Source organism: Phaeobacter porticola, assembly GCF_001888185.1.
Taxonomy (GTDB): Bacteria; Pseudomonadota; Alphaproteobacteria; order Rhodobacterales; family Rhodobacteraceae; genus Phaeobacter; species Phaeobacter porticola.
This window is the reverse complement of the sequence record NZ_CP016364.1, coordinates 1,889,934-1,904,988: the sequence shown is the minus strand read 5'-3', so window position 1 is coordinate 1,904,988 and position 15,055 is coordinate 1,889,934. Positions and strand designations below refer to the sequence as shown.

Here is a 15,055-nt window from a genome sequence, read left to right as displayed (position 1 = left end):
TCCTTACTTCACGGCGTAGGGCAGCAGGGCGAGGAAGCGGGCGCGCTTGATAGCACGGGCCAGTTCACGCTGCTTCTTTGCCGAAACGGCGGTGATGCGCGAAGGCACAATCTTACCACGTTCGGAAATATAGCGCTGCAGAAGACGGGTGTCTTTGTAGTCGATTTTCGGCGCATTGTCGCCCGAGAACGGGCATACTTTACGACGACGGAAAAACGGTTTGGCTGCCATGGTTTAGCGTCCTTTTCTCAAGCGTTGATCAGCGGCGCTCACGACGCGAGTCGCGCTCATCGCGCTTCTGCATCTGAACCGAGGGGCCGTCTTCATGTGCGTCAACCTTGATGGTCAGAACGCGCATCACGTCATCATGCAGGCGCATCAGACGCTCCATTTCCTGGATCGCCGCTGCGGATGCATCGGTTTTCAGGAAGGAGTAGTGGCCCTTACGATTTTTGTTGATCTTATAGGCCATCGTCTTGACGCCCCAGTACTCCTGCTCAACCAGCTTACCGCCGTTGTCGGACAGAACAGCACCGAAATGTTCGATGAGGCCTTCAGCTTGCGAGTTGGACAGGTCCTGACGCGCAATCATGACATGCTCATAGAGTGGCATGCGAACTCCAGTTTTTGTCTAGGCGCATTTCATAGACCGGGCGGTTTGTCCCTCCGCTGCCCTGTCACGAGAGTCTGCGCGGATCGAAAATATCGCGGAAGGAAGCCCCCATATACAGGCTGCGCCCAAAAGGGCAAGGCCCGTTTCCCGGCAGGGTGCATGAGGGCGAGACCGCAGTGGCAGATAGAGGGCATAACTGGGCTTAGCGGTGGGTCCTGTGGATGTGAACTAAATTTTAGGAAAATCGTGCAAGTCTGAGGGTGGCCCGCAGAAGGCCGCCATAAGATGCCCATGGATTTCAAGCGACGGTCGTGCGTCGCCACCCCCGTATCTGCTCTGCGTCAGGCCAAGTCAGCAGGGGACAGAATGCTACCGCCTGATCAGGGGAGGGCGCCGCCCAGTAGGCCGGACGACGCAGTGATGCGGACGGATCCGCAGGACAAAGTGATCGTACAATATACCGGGCGTGTAGGCTGGACCCGTATTTACCCCAACTCCGCCCCATTTCAGCCCCAATGCCGGCGTCAATCTTGGTTAATGAAGCGTTAACCGGTCGGCCAGGCACAGACCAAAGGCGCAGCAAGCGCCGCATGCAAGGCAGGACAGGCAACCGCGACTGAGTTTATGAGTGAAAGGGAACAGAGATGAGCCTCCTTGAACCATCCAGCATGGGTTTTCAGCCGGTGCAAAGGGGTCGATCCCATCATGACGGGCATGGCCTGTCGGCTCAGTCCCGTGCGGCGCAACGCCTGGCCGATCTGGCACGCTCTGCGCCATTGAACCTGCGAGTCCAGGCCAACTGGCCCATACGGTCAATCCTGTTGCGCATCCTTGGTGGCGGCATGGTGCTTGGTGCAACCGGACTGTGGTTGCTGCCGGATGCCGGAGTCGACCCGCAAATGTCGCTGATCCGGATTGGTATCTCTATTGCCTTCCTGTTTCTCGGCCTGATCCTGTTGACAACCCACCATCCCGACAGCCAGCCGGAGGCCTGTTTCGATCCGATCCGGCGTGAGCTTCGGATCCTGCGCAAAACCCGTCGCGGCACGCCCCGGATTGTCCTGCGCCGCAGTTACCACAGCCTTGGCGGGGTGCGGCTCTCAGCCCATGCGATTTCCGTTTTGGACGCCGATGGTTCGGTGCTGATGGAGCTGCCAATCGACAGCAACGACACCTGTCTGCGCCTGCGCGACCAATTAAGCGGCACATTACCCATCATTAACTGAAAACTCTATCGGCGCCATAGGCTGGGACCAATGGGCAAGCGCGCGGCTCCCTTATATTCGCGCGCCAACGCCCTGCGGGTATCACAAACGCGCGAGAACCTGCTTGTGTGGCAGAAGCAGCTTTGGTTGTTCATCTGAACACAGATAGTGTTGGGAATTGCCGACTTCCTTTTTGAACGCCAAAACGGTCAACTTGGAAGTGATGTTATTCGGTCCAACGGAGCCAAAATTATGAAAAACACTCTTCTCGCCGCTGCCTTTATGGGCGCTGCCGCCACCACGGCCTATGCCGCGCCCGAGGCCTATACGCTGGACGCCAGCCACAGCCAGGTTGTGTTTAATTACAACCACCTCGGGTTCTCCACCACCTATGGCATGTTCTCCGGCTTTGAGGGCGAGATCGCCTTTGATCAGGAAAACCCCGAAGCCTCCAGCGTGTCCGTGTCCATGCCTGCAAAATCCATGCTGACCGGCTGGGAAGGGCGTTTTGACCACTTTATGTCGAAGGATTTCTTTGGTGCCGATGACAAGGAGATGATCACCTTCACCTCCACCGGCATTAAGGTGACCGGCGAGAATACTGCTGAAATCACCGGCGATCTGACCCTGAACGGAGTCACCAAATCGGTGGTTCTGGACGCCAAACTGAACCAGGTCGGCGATCACCCGATGGCGGGCAAGCCCTGGGCCGGATTCGACGCCACCACCACGCTGCTGCGCTCCGACTACGAACTGGGCAAATTCGCCCCCTTCGTCGGCGATGAGGTCGATGTGAAGATCTCGGTCGAGGCGATGAAAGCCGAATAAGCCGGAGCCGACATGACGGTGTGTCGTCAGGCTCACTGCGCGTAATCAGAAACCGCTGCCTCTCACGGGGTGGCGGTTTTTTTGTTTTCGCAGACCATGTTGGTCCACTCTAAGTCCAAAATGCATGATGCCGCGAGATGCACTAAGGTCAGCTATTTTGTTCCAGTGGGATGTTCAGTCGGAGCACGGTGCCCGTTTCATCCGACGTCGCAGCGATCTTGCCGGAATGGGCTCTAGCGATCTGGTCTGCGATATAGAGCCCAAGGGGCGGTGTCAGATCACATCGAGATTAATTCACGAGCTCGCAAAAACCACGCCACTCACATCAACGCGCAACAAGCACCAGTTCCCCGACAGCGGTTTCGTCCTTGTCCCGCACCATCGGCCGCTGACGCTCAATCCGGCACCACGACATGTAAAGGGCTGGGCGATGACGCCCGCTTTGCAGTTAGTTGAGCTGCAAGTGGATTTCCACACCGGTTCGTTTCAAACGATCCGGTCAAACGGGCGCGTGCGGATAAGCCGGTTCAAACCGTTGGTTTCAGCCTTAGGCCAGGATGTTTGAAGATCTGTCCAAAGCCTTTCAGCTCATCCATGATGCCTGCACGGCGCAGGCAAGACCACATCAGCGCCTGGTTGGAGGTGATGACTGGCTTGCCTGTGGCCTGTTCAATCTCGTCGACCACTTCCAGCGAGCGGACGCCGCTGCAAGAGAGGAAGATCGCATCCGCTTCGGGTTGGTCGATTTCCAGTGCGAAGTCTTTCCAATACGCGGGTTCCACCTGGCCAAATTCCACGCCGGTCTCCAGTCGCAGGCCCTGTATGTCCAGAATATCAAATCCGGCAGCCGCCAGATACTCTGCCTCGGCGGTGTTGACGTCGTCCAGATAGGGCGTGCCGACCACGATCTGTTTAGCGCCAACCTCCCGTAGGGCATCCATCACGCCAGTGACGATACACATTGGCTGCGCATAGGGCGCGCCTCTGCGGATCTCGCGAAACACGTTTTCTTCACGGCAGACAATCGACCCTGAGGTGCAGCAGTAGGCGATGACCTCAGGCTTCATGTCCGGCTGAATGCGAGAGGCCGCATCGGCCATATGGTCGATATGCCGGGCCAGCGTTTCATTGGTGGTGTAATCATCGGTCTTCAGTCGGGTGATATGGATGCCAAGACCCTCGGGGGCCATGGCAAATATATCCGCCTCGCAGGCCAGATCGGTGGACATCAGGATAAACCCCAAGCTGCCACGGTGAGCGATGCCCTTGCCCATCAGCGGGGTGCGGGGTTTGGACTGAACGGTTTGACCGGGTTGGAACATCAGAAGGGAACCTTGCCTGTGGGCTGTGGATGATTGGGTATCAGACCGCCTCGCGGACGGCGCTCAGGAATTGCTGTGTCCGTTCTCGTTGCGGATCGCCAAAGATCTCGGCCGGGGTGCCTTGTTCTTCGATTTTGCCGCCGTAGAAGAAACATACCCGATCTGAGATATCACGGGCAAAACCCATTTGATGGGTGACCATCAGCATGGTCAACTGATGTTCAGAGACCAGTTGGCGGATCACATTGGTCACCTCGCCAATCACTTCCGGATCCAGCGCCGATGTGACCTCGTCAAACAGCATGACTTTGGGGCGCATGGCCAGTGCGCGGGCAATGGCGACGCGCTGTTGCTGACCACCAGACAGGCGCGACGGATGCTGATCCTTTTTGGAGATCATGCCGACCAGCTCCAGCAGTTCCTCTGATCGGTCGCGGGCCTCGGCTTTGGAGAGACCCAGCACATGTACCGGTCCTTCCATGCAGTTCTCGAGCGCGGTCATATGTGGGAACAGGTTGAAGTGCTGGAAGCACATGCCGATATCCGCGCGCCGACTGCGCAGATGTCGTTCATTGGCGGGCACTAAGGTGCCGCCCTTGGGCATATGGGTCAGTGGCTTGCCATCCACATAGATGACCCCCTCGTTGATCGTCTCCAGCGTCATCAACATTCGCAGCACGGTGGTTTTGCCCGACCCGGACGGGCCGATGATCGACACCATTTCGCCTGCGGCCACGTCCAGATCCAGATCATCCAGAACGGTCAGCGCGCCATAGGATTTGCGCACTTTCTGAAACCGCACCATAGGGGTGGAATCGCCGGCCAGCTCAGTCGGAAAGGTCTTGGGGGAAGTATTGGTATTCGACATGGTTCTACAGACCCAACTTGCGGCGGACATAGCTTTCGAACAACCGGATCAGGCCGGCCGCAGGAAGCGAGATCGCCAGGAAAATGATGCCCACCATCGTATAGGGCTCAAGAAAGCGGTAGTTTTCGGCGCCGATGGCATTGGCCGTGTGGATAAGTTCGGCAACCCCAATCACCGACAGCATCGGCGTGTCCTTGAAGATGCCGACCAGATAGTTGCCCATCCCGGCCAAGGCCGGGGGAACAGCTTGCGGAATGATCACCCGGCGGTATTTCTGTATCACCGTCATATTCAGCGCGGTTGCAGCCTCCCATTGGCCCTTGGGCACGCTTTCGATGCCGCCGCGATAGACCTCAGAGAGGTAGCAGGCGTAGTGCAGCCCGATGGCAATCATGCCCGACATCCAGGGGCTGAGGCGGACGCCAAACTGAGGGCCGACATAGAACACAAAGAACACCTGAAGGATCAGCGGGGTTGAGCGGATGAATTCAACCAGCTCCCGCACCACAAAGGTCAGCGGTCGGTAGGGGGTGCGTTGCGCAAGCGCCAGCACCAGCCCCAGAACCAGCGCGATGGCATAGCCCGCACCGGCGGCGATCAGCGTGTTGCCGGCCGCCTGAATCAGGCGGGGCGTGATCTCCCAGACAAACTCCCATTTCCAGTCAAACATGGCTCATGCCCTCCCCATTTTGCGGGCCATGAAGCGTTCCAGCCAGCGCATGAACGGTGTCACGCAGAACCGCGCCATCATGTAGTAAATGATCAGTGCCGCGCCAAAGACCTGTGCGGACAGATAGGTGGTGGCGTTGATCTGCCGGGATTCGAACATCAGGTCCGCTACCGAGATCAGCGAGACAAGAGCGGTGCCTTTCAACAGCTCGATCATTAGATTGCCCCAGGGCGGCAGCATATTGACCAAGGCCTGCGGCAGGATGATACGGCGCATGCGCTGAGCCGGGCTCATGTTGATGGCCAATGCGGCCTCCCACTGGCCCTTTGGCACGGAGAGGATGCCGCCGCGCACCAGCTCGGCCCCATAGGCACCAATGTTCATGCCGATGGCCAGATAGCCTGCGGTGAATTTCTCGATGGTGATCCCAAAGAGCGGTAGGACGAAAAAGATCCAGTAGAGCTGCACCACCAGCGAGGTGCCGCGAAAGATCTCGATATAGGTGACGGCGCTCCAGCGGATCGCGCGATTGGGGGACAGTTTCATCAGCCCCATACAAAGCGATATGGCAACGCCGATGGCTGCGGCAAGCAGGAATTGGACGATCGTGACGCCCGCCCCAGACAGCAGCCGTGGCCAGTACTGGACCAAGAATTCGTAAAGACCCATCAGTATTCCGTATGACACGAGGAGAGTAATATGCGACGGAACCCAAGGCTCCGCCGCCTAGATGGATCAGCGGTTGGCGCAGGTCCATTCGGTGGTTATGTCACCTGGCAGAGTGCTTTTGGTGTAGCCGTATTGCGCGACAGTCTGCATCATTTCCTCAGAACCGATGTAGTCTGCGAGGGCAGTATTGAACTCGGCCACGAATTCACTATCCGCATCCCGGAAGCCAACGCCGACCCAGTTCAGCGTCCAGTCCGGCAGCGCGGCCGGATCGGTCACGTCGATGCTGTCGTCGCTGTCTGCCAGATGCGCGGCTTCGAAATAGGTCATGCCGGCGGCATCGGCGCGGCCAGCCTTTACGGCGGCCAGCATTTCGGTCGGGCCAGGCACCTGCATGATCATTGCGTCGGTCAGCCCTTCTTTCTTGGCCGCCTCTACTGTGTTGTAGCCAGACCCGGCCGCCAAAAGCGCCTCGGCGGCCAGAATGTCCTGATAAGTCTGGATTCCCTTGGGGTTGCCGACCGGAACGATGAAGGCGTCACCGGATTGTGCAATCGGCTCGGAGAAGGTGATGTTCTCGCACCGGCTGTTGAGGATATAAAGACCGCCAGTGATCATGTCATAGCGGTTCGCTTGCAGGCCTGGGATCAGGCCGCCCCAATCGGTGACTGTGGCCTCAACAGTGTCGTGACCCATCTTCTTCAGAATGCCGATGGTGATCTCATTCACAAAACCCTTGGCATCGCCGTTCTCATCCGGGTAGCCCCAGATCGGTATGTTGGAGAAACCGATGCGAAGCGGTTCGCCCGCGTCGATGCGGTCCTGCAACGGGCCTGCATAGGCGGCGGCACCGGCCAGAACCGCGATTCCTGCGGCCAGTATGGTGGATGAAATCCGAATCTGCATAGTGATCTCCCTTTGGTCGTTCTTTGACCCGGTATGGCCTGCGTCTGCGTTGTGTGTCGGTGCCGATCTCAGGCAATTGCCACAACGAACACGCAGCCCATTCCCAGGCCTGTATGTCGTTCCGTGTGGTTAACACTAGTCAGCAGTGGTGATGGATCGCGTCGAAAATTCCCGTTGGCGCGATGAAATCAGTTGATATTTTGAGAAAACGGGAGAAAATCCATTTATGGATGACAAGGATTTCGAGATTCTCAAACTGATGCAAGCCAACGCACAACTCACGGCTGAGGCGCTGGGTTACGAGATCGGCCTCTCTGCGCCCGCAGTACAGAAACGTCTGAAGAAACTGCGCGAAACAGGGGCCATCGAAAAGGAGATCGCGGTTTTATCCCCAACCAAGCTGGGGCGGGATATGACGGTGATTGTCGGTGTGGTCCTCGAACGCGAGAGCCGGATGCATCTGGACCTGTTCAAGCGACGGATGCGACAGGCGCGCGAGGTACAGCAGTGCTATTATGCCACCGGCGAGGCCGATTTTATTCTGGTTGTCGCAGTCAGCGATATCAAGGAATACGAGGCTTTCACGCAGGAGTACTTCTTTGATGAATCCAACGTCAGCCGCTTTACTTCGTCGGTGGTGATGGACCGGGTTAAGGTCTCGCTTGATATCCTCTGACAGGGGCTGATCGCTGGGGCGTTGCTCAGTCGCACGGGGATCAGATGGGGTTAGCCTTGCTCGTGCTGATCCAGCACCGCTTTGGCGGCACGGAAACATTCCAGCCCCTGCGGGACGCCGCAGTAAATCGCGATCGCGTGGATGATCGCGCGGATTTCCTCGCGGCTGACCCCGTTGTTCAGCGCGCCCCGGCAGTGCAGTTCCCATTCGTGCATCTTGCCCAGGGCGCCAATCATGGCGAGGTTCATCATCGACCGGGTTTTGGCATCAATTGTGTCATCGCCCCAGCCAAACCCCCAGCACCAGGCGGTCATGGCCTCCTGAAAGGGGCGGGTGAACTCATCGGCGGCGGCGAGGTTGTTTTCCACATACGCGGCACCTAGTGTCGCCTTGCGCTGCTCCAGACCTTTCAGAAACAGATCTTCGTCAAAGCTGCTGGTTTTCGGCGCGGCGTCAGAGGGCGTGCTGCTCATTGGGATTGGTCCTTCATGGCTCTAGCCCCTCGACGATAGCGATCTGCGCGGTGCAGGCGGCCTGTCGGTGGGTGCGGGCGGATTGATATTCGGGCGAGTGGTAGCAGGCGAGGGCGGTGGCCTTGCTGTCAAATTCGATGAGGACATGACGCTGATAGGCCGTGCCCTCCAGCGTCTCAGCCGCGCCACCCTGTGCCAGGAACCGCGCGCCATAGTTGGCAAAGGCGGCAGGTGCCTGCTGTTGATAGCCCGCATAGCGGTCAGGATCGGTGACCGTGACAAACGCGATCCAATAGCCTTTAGCCATTTGGCGCCTCTCCAGCTGCTGGCGCAGTTTCTTTCAGAAACCGCTGCGCAGTTTGGGCCGCATCGGCAATATGCGCCTCAACCGCCTTGCGCGCCCTGTCAGGATCGCGGCTGAGGATGGCGTCATGGATCGCGGTCATATGGCTCATCCCAGAGGTTTCGCGGTCCTTTGCCGCGATGGTCAGGGCCCGCAACCGGCTGATCCGCCCATTCAGACGCTGCACGATGTCCCAGGCAATACTGTGGCCCGCTTCCAGAAAGATAAGCCGATAAAAATCGGTGGTGGCCCGCAATAGGCTGCCCCATTCGGTATCATTCATCGTGACCTTGACCGCCGCCAGCGCACGGCTGAGTGCATCAGCAAATTCCGGGCCTTGGACCGCGGCGCAGACCGCTGCGGCAGAGCCTTCCAGCTGGCGGCGTACGTCATAGATTTGCTGCGCCTGATCCCAGGACAGCCGAGCAACCACAGGGCCGCGGTTGGGAATAATCTCGACCAGCCCTTCGGCCTCCAGATAGCGGATGGTTTCGCGCACGACAGTGCGGCTGACACCCAGCTGGTCGCAGAGCGGACGTTCCACCAGACGTTCACCGGGCGCAAAATGTCCGTCAATGATGGCCTCGCGCATTCTCTCCTGCACGATATCACGCAGGGTTTTCGGGGCTTTGTCGATTTTGCGGAGTGTCGTCTGGCTGGTGTTCATAGGGATCTCAATAGCAGCGCGGCTTCCGGCCGGCAAGTATGATTGACATATCGTATAATGGTATACCATGATATGAGCTAACCGAGCGACCAGGAGATTCCCATGCCCGCAGAAATCCGCAAAACGCTGCTTCATGTTGAAAAAACACTGATTGAGGGCGGCAAGGCGGCGCCGACACCATTGACGCTGATCGCGGCTATGGCGGTCATTCGGAACCCTTGGGCCGGGCAGGGCTTTGTTGAGGATCTGGGTCCGATGATCCGCGACTGCGCACCGGGTCTGGGAACCCTGCTGACAGAGATGATTCTGGAGGCCTCAGGCGGCGGTGACCGGGTTGAGGGCTATGGGAAATCCGCGATTGTCGGGTTGAGCGGCGAGGTCGAACACGCCTCCGCCCTGATCCACACACTGCAATTCGGCAATCATTACCGCAATGCGGTGGGGGCGAAATCCTATCTGTCGTTCTGCAACACGCGCGGGCCGGCCAATGCGCCCTTGATGATCCCGCTGATGGACAAGAACGACGGGGGCAGGCGGTCGCATTATCTGACGATCCAGACCTCGGTTGCGGATGCGCCCGCGGCGGACGAAATCCTGATCGCGCTGGGGGCCTCTATCGGGGGGCGTCCGCACCACCGGATCGGCGACCGCTATCAGGACCTGAAAGAGCTTGGCCATGACGTTGACAACCCTGCAGCTGTCTGAGGCTGGACCTACCGTCGCCCTGCGGGAGACCGGGGCGGGTGCGCCGCTGGTCCTGTTGCATGGCGTCGGTATGCAATCCGCCGCCTGGGCACCGCAGATTGCGGATCTGAGCCGCAGCCACAGGGTCATCGCCCTTGATCTGCCGGGTCATGGCGGCAGCGACCCCTTGCCTGCGGGCAGTGACCTGCCGGATTTCGTGAGCTGGCTGCATGATGTGGTGCTGGCGCTGGATCTCGGCCCTGTCAGCCTGGCTGGCCATTCGATGGGGGCGCTGATCGCGACTGGTTTTGCCGTCGACCATCCTGTTATGACCCGCCGGGTGGCGCTGCTGAATGGCGTCTACCGCCGCACACCGCAGGCGCGCGCGGCTGTGCTCGCCCGTGCTGCCGAAATCGGGGCCGGTCAGGTGGATCTGGCAACGCCGCTGGCGCGCTGGTTTGGTAAGACGCCTGCTGACATCAGCGCCCGCGACCGGGTTGCGGGCTGGCTGGGGACGGTTGATCCGGCAGGCTATGCCACCGCCTATGGCGCTTTTGCGCGGGGCGATGCCACTTACGCCGACCGTCTGGACGAGATCACTTACCCCTTCCTTGCCATTACCGGCGACGGCGATCCCAATTCCACACCGGCCATGGCGCAGGAGATGGCCGCGCAAGTGCGGCACGGACGCGCCATCGTCATCACCGGCCACCGCCACATGCTGAACCTGACAGCGCCTGATGTGGTCACGGCCCATCTGCGCGACTGGCTGGCAATCCCCTCTGAGGAGACGTATCATGACATCGCTTGATCCGCGCGCCTTGCGCCATGCCTTTGGCAGTTTCATGACCGGGGTGACGGTTGTGACCTCGCATGACCAAAGCGGCCAGCCGATTGGTTTTACCGCCAATTCTTTTACCTCTGTCTCGCTTGATCCGCCGCTGGTGCTGGTGTGCTTGGCCAACCAGTCGCGCAATTATGATGCGCTGGTCAACGGCGACGGGTTTGCCGTCAATGTGCTGGCGGAAACCCAGATTGAGATATCCAACACCTTTGCCCGACCGGCCGAAGATCGCTTTGCCGGGGTCAACTGGCACAAGGGACCAGCGGGATCACCGCTGATCGACGGGGTGTCTGCCTGGTTTGACTGCACCCTGCACAAGACGGTTGAGGCGGGCGATCATGTGATCCTGATTGGCGAGGTGAAGGCCTTCGACGTCAGCCCGCATCCGGGGCTGGGCTACGCGCGTGGTGCCTATGTAACGGCGGCCACCACGGCAGAGCCTGCCGGAACCGGTCCCGATCTGGTGGTCTCAGCATTGATTGAGCGCAACGGAGAGGTGCTGCTGGTCGATGATGGTCAAGGTGGCGCGATGCTGCCAGAGGCGCTGGCAGGTCCCGATGGTGCCTCTGCCACGGTGCGCCAGCTGATCGCCGACACCGGGCTCACGGCTGAGCCGGGTTTTGTCTATTCGGTGTTTGAGGATGTAGCGCGCAAACGCCAGCATATCGCCTTTCTCTGTCAGGCAGGGGCAGGCGCGCCGGTGCGCGGAACCTTTGTGCCGCTGGCGCAGGATGGAGCGGGTGAAGCGGGTCTTGAGGACATCAGCGATCCGGCGATCCTGACCATGCTGGAGCGGTTCGCCCGCGAGGCAACATTGGGAGATTTCGGGATTTATTCCGGCAATCAACGCAGCGGCGAAATCCGCCAGATCGCATAACGACAGGTGACACATGCGCTTTTCTCTTTTTGTCCATATGGAACGGACCTCGGCGGAACAGGATCAACAGCGGCTCTATGACGAGTTCGTCGCCCTGGCCAAGATTGCCGACGATGGCGGAATGCACGCGGTCTGGACCGGGGAGCATCACGGGATGGATTTTACCATCGCGCCAAACCCGTTTCTGAACCTTGTCGATCTGGCACGCCAGACCCGGCATGTGCGGTTGGGCACCGGCACGATTATCGCGCCCTTCTGGCATCCGATCCGTCTGGCTGGAGAGGCGGCGATGACCGATCTGATTACCGAGGGGCGGTTGGAACTTGGCATTGCGCGGGGGGCTTATAGCTACGAATACGAACGGATGGTGCCGGGTATGGATGCCTGGGACGCAGGCCAGCGAATGCGGGAGCTGGTCCCGGCGATCCAGGGGCTGTGGCGGGGTGACCACGCACAGGAGGGCACCTATCATTCCTTCCCGGCCACGACGTCCTCACCCAAGCCGCGACAGGAAAACGGCCCGCCGATCTGGGTCGCCGCGCGCGATCCCAACAGCCATGAATTTGCCGTCGTCAATGGCTGCCATGTGCAGGTGACGCCGCTATGGCAAGGGGATGAGGAGATCACCCGGCTGATCGAGACGTTCAACGATGCCTGCGCCAAATACCCTGACGTGCAGCGCCCGGATATCATGCTGTTGAACCACACCTATATTGCCGCAGATGCCGCCGATGCGCAGCAGGCGGCGGAAGAAATCAACCGGTTTTACTGCTACTTCGGCGCCTGGTTCAAAAACGAGCGCCCGGTGTCGCAGGGGCTGATCGCGCCGCTGAGCGAAGCCGAAATCGCGGCCCATCCCTTCTATTCGCCGGAGGCGATGTTGCGTGACAATGTGATCGCCACCGCTGAGGATGCGATTGCCCGGATCCGTGGATATGAGGCACTCGGGTATGATGAATACAGTTTCTGGATCGACAGCGGCATGAGTTTTGAACGCAAGCGCGCCTCGCTTGAGCGGTTCATCCGCGATGTCATGCCGGCCTTTGCCTGAAGGGGATCACCATGCAGCAATTCCAGCAATATATCGGCGGGGTGTTCTCCGATGGCTCCGCCCGTTTTGAGAGCCGTGATCCGGCAAGCGGAGAGGTCTGGGCGATGATGCCAGAGGCTCGTGCGTCGGATGTGGACGCCGCGGTTGCAGCCGCGCGCGCGGCCTTCCACGCGCCGGATTGGGCGGGCATGACCGCCACTGGGCGCGGCAAGCTGCTTTATCGGCTGGCCGATTTGATTGCAGAGAATGCAGAGACCCTGGCCCAGTTGGAGACCCGCGATACCGGTAAGATCATCCGCGAAACCTCGGCCCAAATTGCCTATGTGGCCGACTACTATCGCTATTACGCGGGCCTCGCGGACAAGATCGAAGGCGCCCATCTGCCGATTGATAAACCGGATATAGAGGTCTGGCTGCGCCGCGAACCGCTTGGGGTGGTGGCGGCTGTGGTGCCGTGGAATTCGCAGTTGTTTCTGGCGGCGGTCAAGATCGGCCCGGCACTGGCAGCGGGCTGCACTGTGGTGCTGAAAGCGTCTGAGGAAGCGCCTGCGCCGCTGCTGGAATTTGCCCGCATCTTTGATCAGGCCGGTTTTCCACGCGGTGTGCTCAATGCCATTACCGGTTTTGGTGCGGATTGCGGCGCGGTGCTGACAGCCCATCCTGGCATTGATCACATCGCCTTTACCGGCGGGCCGGACACCGCCCGCCATGTGGTGCGCAATTCGGCGGAAAACCTTGCCTCCACCTCGTTGGAATTGGGCGGAAAATCGCCCTTTATCGTGTTTGAGGATGTCGACATCGACAGCGCGGTCAATGCGCAGGTCTCTGCCATCTTTGCCGCTACGGGACAGAGCTGCGTGGCCGGTTCACGGCTGATTATTTCCAATCAGATCAAGGCGCAGTTTCTGCACCGGTTGAAGGAAAAGGCCGAAAACATCCGCATTGGTGCGCCAGAGCTACCCGAGACCGAGGTCGGTCCGCTTTGCACCGACGCGCAAATGCGCCGGGCCGTAGAGCTGGTGGCAGCGTCACTTGCAGCGGGTGCGCGGATCGTGACCGGAGGCCAGCCGCTGGAGGGGGAGGGCAATTTCTTTCCACCGACCATACTCGATTGCTCTGAGGCACCCGAGGCGCCCTGTTTGCGGGAGGAATTCTTTGGTCCGGTCCTGTCGGTGTGCGGATTTGACACCGAGGCAGAGGCGTTGGCGCTGGCCAATGATACCGCCCATGGGCTGGCCTCTGGCGTGTTTACCCGCGACCTGACACGGGCGCACCGGATGATCCGGGGCATTCGTGCAGGCATTGTTTGGGTCAATACCTATCGTGCCGTCAGCCCGATTGCGCCCTTTGGCGGGCAAGGGCTGTCCGGTCATGGCCGCGAGGGTGGGCTACAGGCAGCACTGGACTACACAAGGGTCAAGACAGTCTGGTTGCGCACCAGCGATGACCCGATCCCGGATCCGTTTGTGATGCGGTGATGATGGTGCCAGAGGCGAGACTGTTGCGAGACTGGGGCGGAACCGAACACAAACGGAGCCAGTCCCGGCCCACAACAGATTGGCTGCGCCCGCGGTTAGATCCCGGCGCAGCCGAATCTTCATCTATTGGGGGCGGATGTCGCTGGCCATCTGGCGACCGTCACGCCCCTCGGACATCTCAAAATCGACTTTCTGATTATCCGCCAAACCGGTAAGTCCAGATCGCTCAACCTGTGAGATGTGTACAAACACGTCTTTGCCGCCGCCTTCAGGCTCGATAAAGCCATAGCCCTTGGTTGTATTGAACCATTTCACGGTGCCACTTGCCATGTTCCCGTGTCTCCTTCTTGTTAGTGATCCGCTCTGAATACACAGTATTTTTGCGTTACAGGGCGGTGTGATCGGTTCTGCCGCAGTGTGCTGACAAAACAGGTTGGGGGAATTCTTTCCCAACCCGGTTTTAACTTTTGCACGGACCGTGTAAAAATCAAGCAAAACAGTGTGGCTCTACCATAAATTGTGTTGAGTGGCCCCCTCGGGAAAGGAAAAAACGTGCAGCTATACGGATTGAAGACCTGTGACACCTGTCGCAAGGCGCTGAAACAGTTGCCGGAGGCGGAGCTGGTCGATGTGCGCGCCGATGGTGTGCCTGATGCCATTCTCACCGCAGCGCTGGCGCAGTTTGGCGACCGTTTGGTCAATAACCGCTCCACCACATGGCGCGGATTGAGCGAGGCGGAGCGGGCGGAGGATCCCATGGCGCTGCTTAAGGCCCATCCTACGCTGATGAAACGTCCGCTAATCAAATCAGGGGACGATCTGCATCTCGGCTGGGATGCCAAAACCAAGGCGGCCCTTGGCGTTGAGGGCTAGGATCCCCA

At 59.5% G+C, this 15,055-nt stretch carries 21 protein-coding genes; 10 read left to right on the top strand and 11 right to left on the bottom strand.

Features of this window, described 5'->3' with window-relative positions:
• Positions 1–3 precede the first annotated feature (3 nt).
• Together rpsR and rpsF are read right to left on the bottom strand one after the other, a co-directional pair.
• Positions 4–231, bottom strand: a complete 228-nt coding sequence (gene rpsR / locus PhaeoP97_RS09160) for a 30S ribosomal protein S18 (protein ID WP_005982441.1) — start codon at positions 229–231, stop codon at positions 4–6.
• Between the two features lie 28 nt (positions 232–259).
• The gene (rpsF, locus tag PhaeoP97_RS09155; protein WP_072504824.1) at positions 260–613 is read right to left on the bottom strand and encodes a 30S ribosomal protein S6; all 354 of its coding nucleotides are present in this window, start codon (positions 611–613) and stop codon (positions 260–262) included.
• Positions 614–1,257: 644 nt separating this feature from the next.
• Between rpsF and PhaeoP97_RS09150 the strand changes: the two genes are divergently transcribed.
• The 3 genes from PhaeoP97_RS09150 to PhaeoP97_RS20290 all read left to right on the top strand — a co-directional run bounded on the left by PhaeoP97_RS09150 (position 1,258) and on the right by PhaeoP97_RS20290 (position 3,211).
• A complete protein-coding gene (locus PhaeoP97_RS09150) occupies positions 1,258–1,839 on the top strand; it encodes a hypothetical protein (protein ID WP_072504823.1) in 582 nt (193 codons plus the stop codon).
• Positions 1,840–2,070: 231 nt separating this feature from the next.
• A complete protein-coding gene (locus PhaeoP97_RS09145) occupies positions 2,071–2,646 on the top strand; it encodes a YceI family protein (protein WP_072504822.1) in 576 nt (191 codons plus the stop codon).
• A 157-nt stretch (positions 2,647–2,803) separates the two neighbouring features.
• A complete protein-coding gene (locus PhaeoP97_RS20290; protein ID WP_157891240.1) occupies positions 2,804–3,211 on the top strand; it encodes a hypothetical protein in 408 nt (135 codons plus the stop codon).
• Here PhaeoP97_RS20290 and PhaeoP97_RS09140 read toward each other — a convergent pair.
• The 5 genes from PhaeoP97_RS09140 to PhaeoP97_RS09120 all read right to left on the bottom strand — a co-directional run bounded on the left by PhaeoP97_RS09140 (position 3,174) and on the right by PhaeoP97_RS09120 (position 7,081).
• Positions 3,174–3,968 carry a maleate cis-trans isomerase family protein gene (locus PhaeoP97_RS09140; protein ID WP_083570346.1) on the bottom strand — a complete coding sequence of 265 codons (795 nt, stop codon included), beginning with the start codon at positions 3,966–3,968 and terminating at the stop codon, positions 3,174–3,176. The genes PhaeoP97_RS20290 and PhaeoP97_RS09140 overlap by 38 nt on opposite strands.
• A gap of 40 nt (positions 3,969–4,008) precedes the next feature.
• Positions 4,009–4,836 carry an ectoine/hydroxyectoine ABC transporter ATP-binding protein EhuA gene (gene ehuA / locus PhaeoP97_RS09135; RefSeq protein WP_072504821.1) on the bottom strand — a complete coding sequence of 276 codons (828 nt, stop codon included), beginning with the start codon at positions 4,834–4,836 and terminating at the stop codon, positions 4,009–4,011.
• 4 nt (positions 4,837–4,840) lie between these two features.
• Positions 4,841–5,506, bottom strand: coding sequence for an ectoine/hydroxyectoine ABC transporter permease subunit EhuD (gene ehuD, locus PhaeoP97_RS09130; RefSeq protein WP_072504820.1), 666 nt, complete (start codon positions 5,504–5,506; stop codon positions 4,841–4,843).
• 3 nt (positions 5,507–5,509) lie between these two features.
• Positions 5,510–6,175 (bottom strand): ectoine/hydroxyectoine ABC transporter permease subunit EhuC, encoded by a 666-nt coding sequence (gene ehuC / locus PhaeoP97_RS09125; protein WP_072504819.1) that lies wholly within the window; start codon positions 6,173–6,175, stop codon positions 5,510–5,512.
• Positions 6,176–6,241: 66 nt separating this feature from the next.
• Complete coding sequence (locus tag PhaeoP97_RS09120) at positions 6,242–7,081, bottom strand: transporter substrate-binding domain-containing protein (RefSeq protein ID WP_072504818.1); 840 nt, start codon at positions 7,079–7,081, stop codon at positions 6,242–6,244.
• Positions 7,082–7,307: 226 nt separating this feature from the next.
• On the opposite strand from PhaeoP97_RS09120, the gene PhaeoP97_RS09115 reads away from it, so the two are divergent.
• Positions 7,308–7,757 (top strand): Lrp/AsnC family transcriptional regulator, encoded by a 450-nt coding sequence (locus PhaeoP97_RS09115; protein ID WP_072504817.1) that lies wholly within the window; start codon positions 7,308–7,310, stop codon positions 7,755–7,757.
• A 50-nt stretch (positions 7,758–7,807) separates the two neighbouring features.
• Here the strand turns inward: PhaeoP97_RS09115 and PhaeoP97_RS09110 are convergent, their stop codons facing one another.
• The 3 genes from PhaeoP97_RS09110 to PhaeoP97_RS09100 are packed head-to-tail and all read right to left on the bottom strand — an operon-like array spanning position 7,808 to position 9,240.
• Positions 7,808–8,230, bottom strand: a complete 423-nt coding sequence (locus PhaeoP97_RS09110) for a carboxymuconolactone decarboxylase family protein (RefSeq protein ID WP_072504816.1) — start codon at positions 8,228–8,230, stop codon at positions 7,808–7,810.
• 13 nt (positions 8,231–8,243) lie between these two features.
• On the bottom strand, positions 8,244–8,537 hold the full coding sequence (locus PhaeoP97_RS09105; RefSeq protein WP_072504815.1) for a DUF1330 domain-containing protein: 294 nt from the start codon (positions 8,535–8,537) through the stop codon (positions 8,244–8,246).
• Positions 8,530–9,240 (bottom strand): GntR family transcriptional regulator, encoded by a 711-nt coding sequence (locus PhaeoP97_RS09100; RefSeq protein WP_072504814.1) that lies wholly within the window; start codon positions 9,238–9,240, stop codon positions 8,530–8,532. The genes PhaeoP97_RS09105 and PhaeoP97_RS09100 overlap by 8 nt, the downstream gene beginning before the upstream one ends.
• A gap of 102 nt (positions 9,241–9,342) precedes the next feature.
• On the opposite strand from PhaeoP97_RS09100, the gene PhaeoP97_RS09095 reads away from it, so the two are divergent.
• Genes PhaeoP97_RS09095 through PhaeoP97_RS09075 form a run of 5 tightly spaced genes read left to right on the top strand, consistent with a single transcriptional unit; the run spans position 9,343 to position 14,174 of the window.
• The gene (locus tag PhaeoP97_RS09095; protein ID WP_072504813.1) at positions 9,343–9,945 is read left to right on the top strand and encodes an amino acid synthesis family protein; all 603 of its coding nucleotides are present in this window, start codon (positions 9,343–9,345) and stop codon (positions 9,943–9,945) included.
• Positions 9,917–10,735, top strand: coding sequence for an alpha/beta fold hydrolase (locus tag PhaeoP97_RS09090; RefSeq protein ID WP_072504812.1), 819 nt, complete (start codon positions 9,917–9,919; stop codon positions 10,733–10,735). Before PhaeoP97_RS09095 ends, PhaeoP97_RS09090 begins: the two co-directional genes overlap by 29 nt.
• A complete protein-coding gene (locus PhaeoP97_RS09085) occupies positions 10,722–11,645 on the top strand; it encodes a flavin reductase (RefSeq protein WP_072504811.1) in 924 nt (307 codons plus the stop codon). Before PhaeoP97_RS09090 ends, PhaeoP97_RS09085 begins: the two co-directional genes overlap by 14 nt.
• A 13-nt stretch (positions 11,646–11,658) precedes the next feature.
• Entirely contained in the window at positions 11,659–12,696 is a 1,038-nt protein-coding gene (locus PhaeoP97_RS09080) for an LLM class flavin-dependent oxidoreductase (protein ID WP_072504810.1), read from the top strand.
• 11 nt (positions 12,697–12,707) lie between these two features.
• Positions 12,708–14,174 (top strand): aldehyde dehydrogenase, encoded by a 1,467-nt coding sequence (locus tag PhaeoP97_RS09075; protein WP_072504809.1) that lies wholly within the window; start codon positions 12,708–12,710, stop codon positions 14,172–14,174.
• Between the two features lie 123 nt (positions 14,175–14,297).
• On the opposite strand, the gene PhaeoP97_RS09070 is transcribed toward PhaeoP97_RS09075, so the two are convergent.
• Entirely contained in the window at positions 14,298–14,504 is a 207-nt protein-coding gene (locus PhaeoP97_RS09070) for a cold-shock protein (RefSeq protein WP_072504808.1), read from the bottom strand.
• A gap of 222 nt (positions 14,505–14,726) precedes the next feature.
• On the opposite strand from PhaeoP97_RS09070, the gene PhaeoP97_RS09065 reads away from it, so the two are divergent.
• A complete protein-coding gene (locus PhaeoP97_RS09065; protein ID WP_072504807.1) occupies positions 14,727–15,047 on the top strand; it encodes an ArsC/Spx/MgsR family protein in 321 nt (106 codons plus the stop codon).
• Positions 15,048–15,055: the final 8 nt, after the last annotated feature.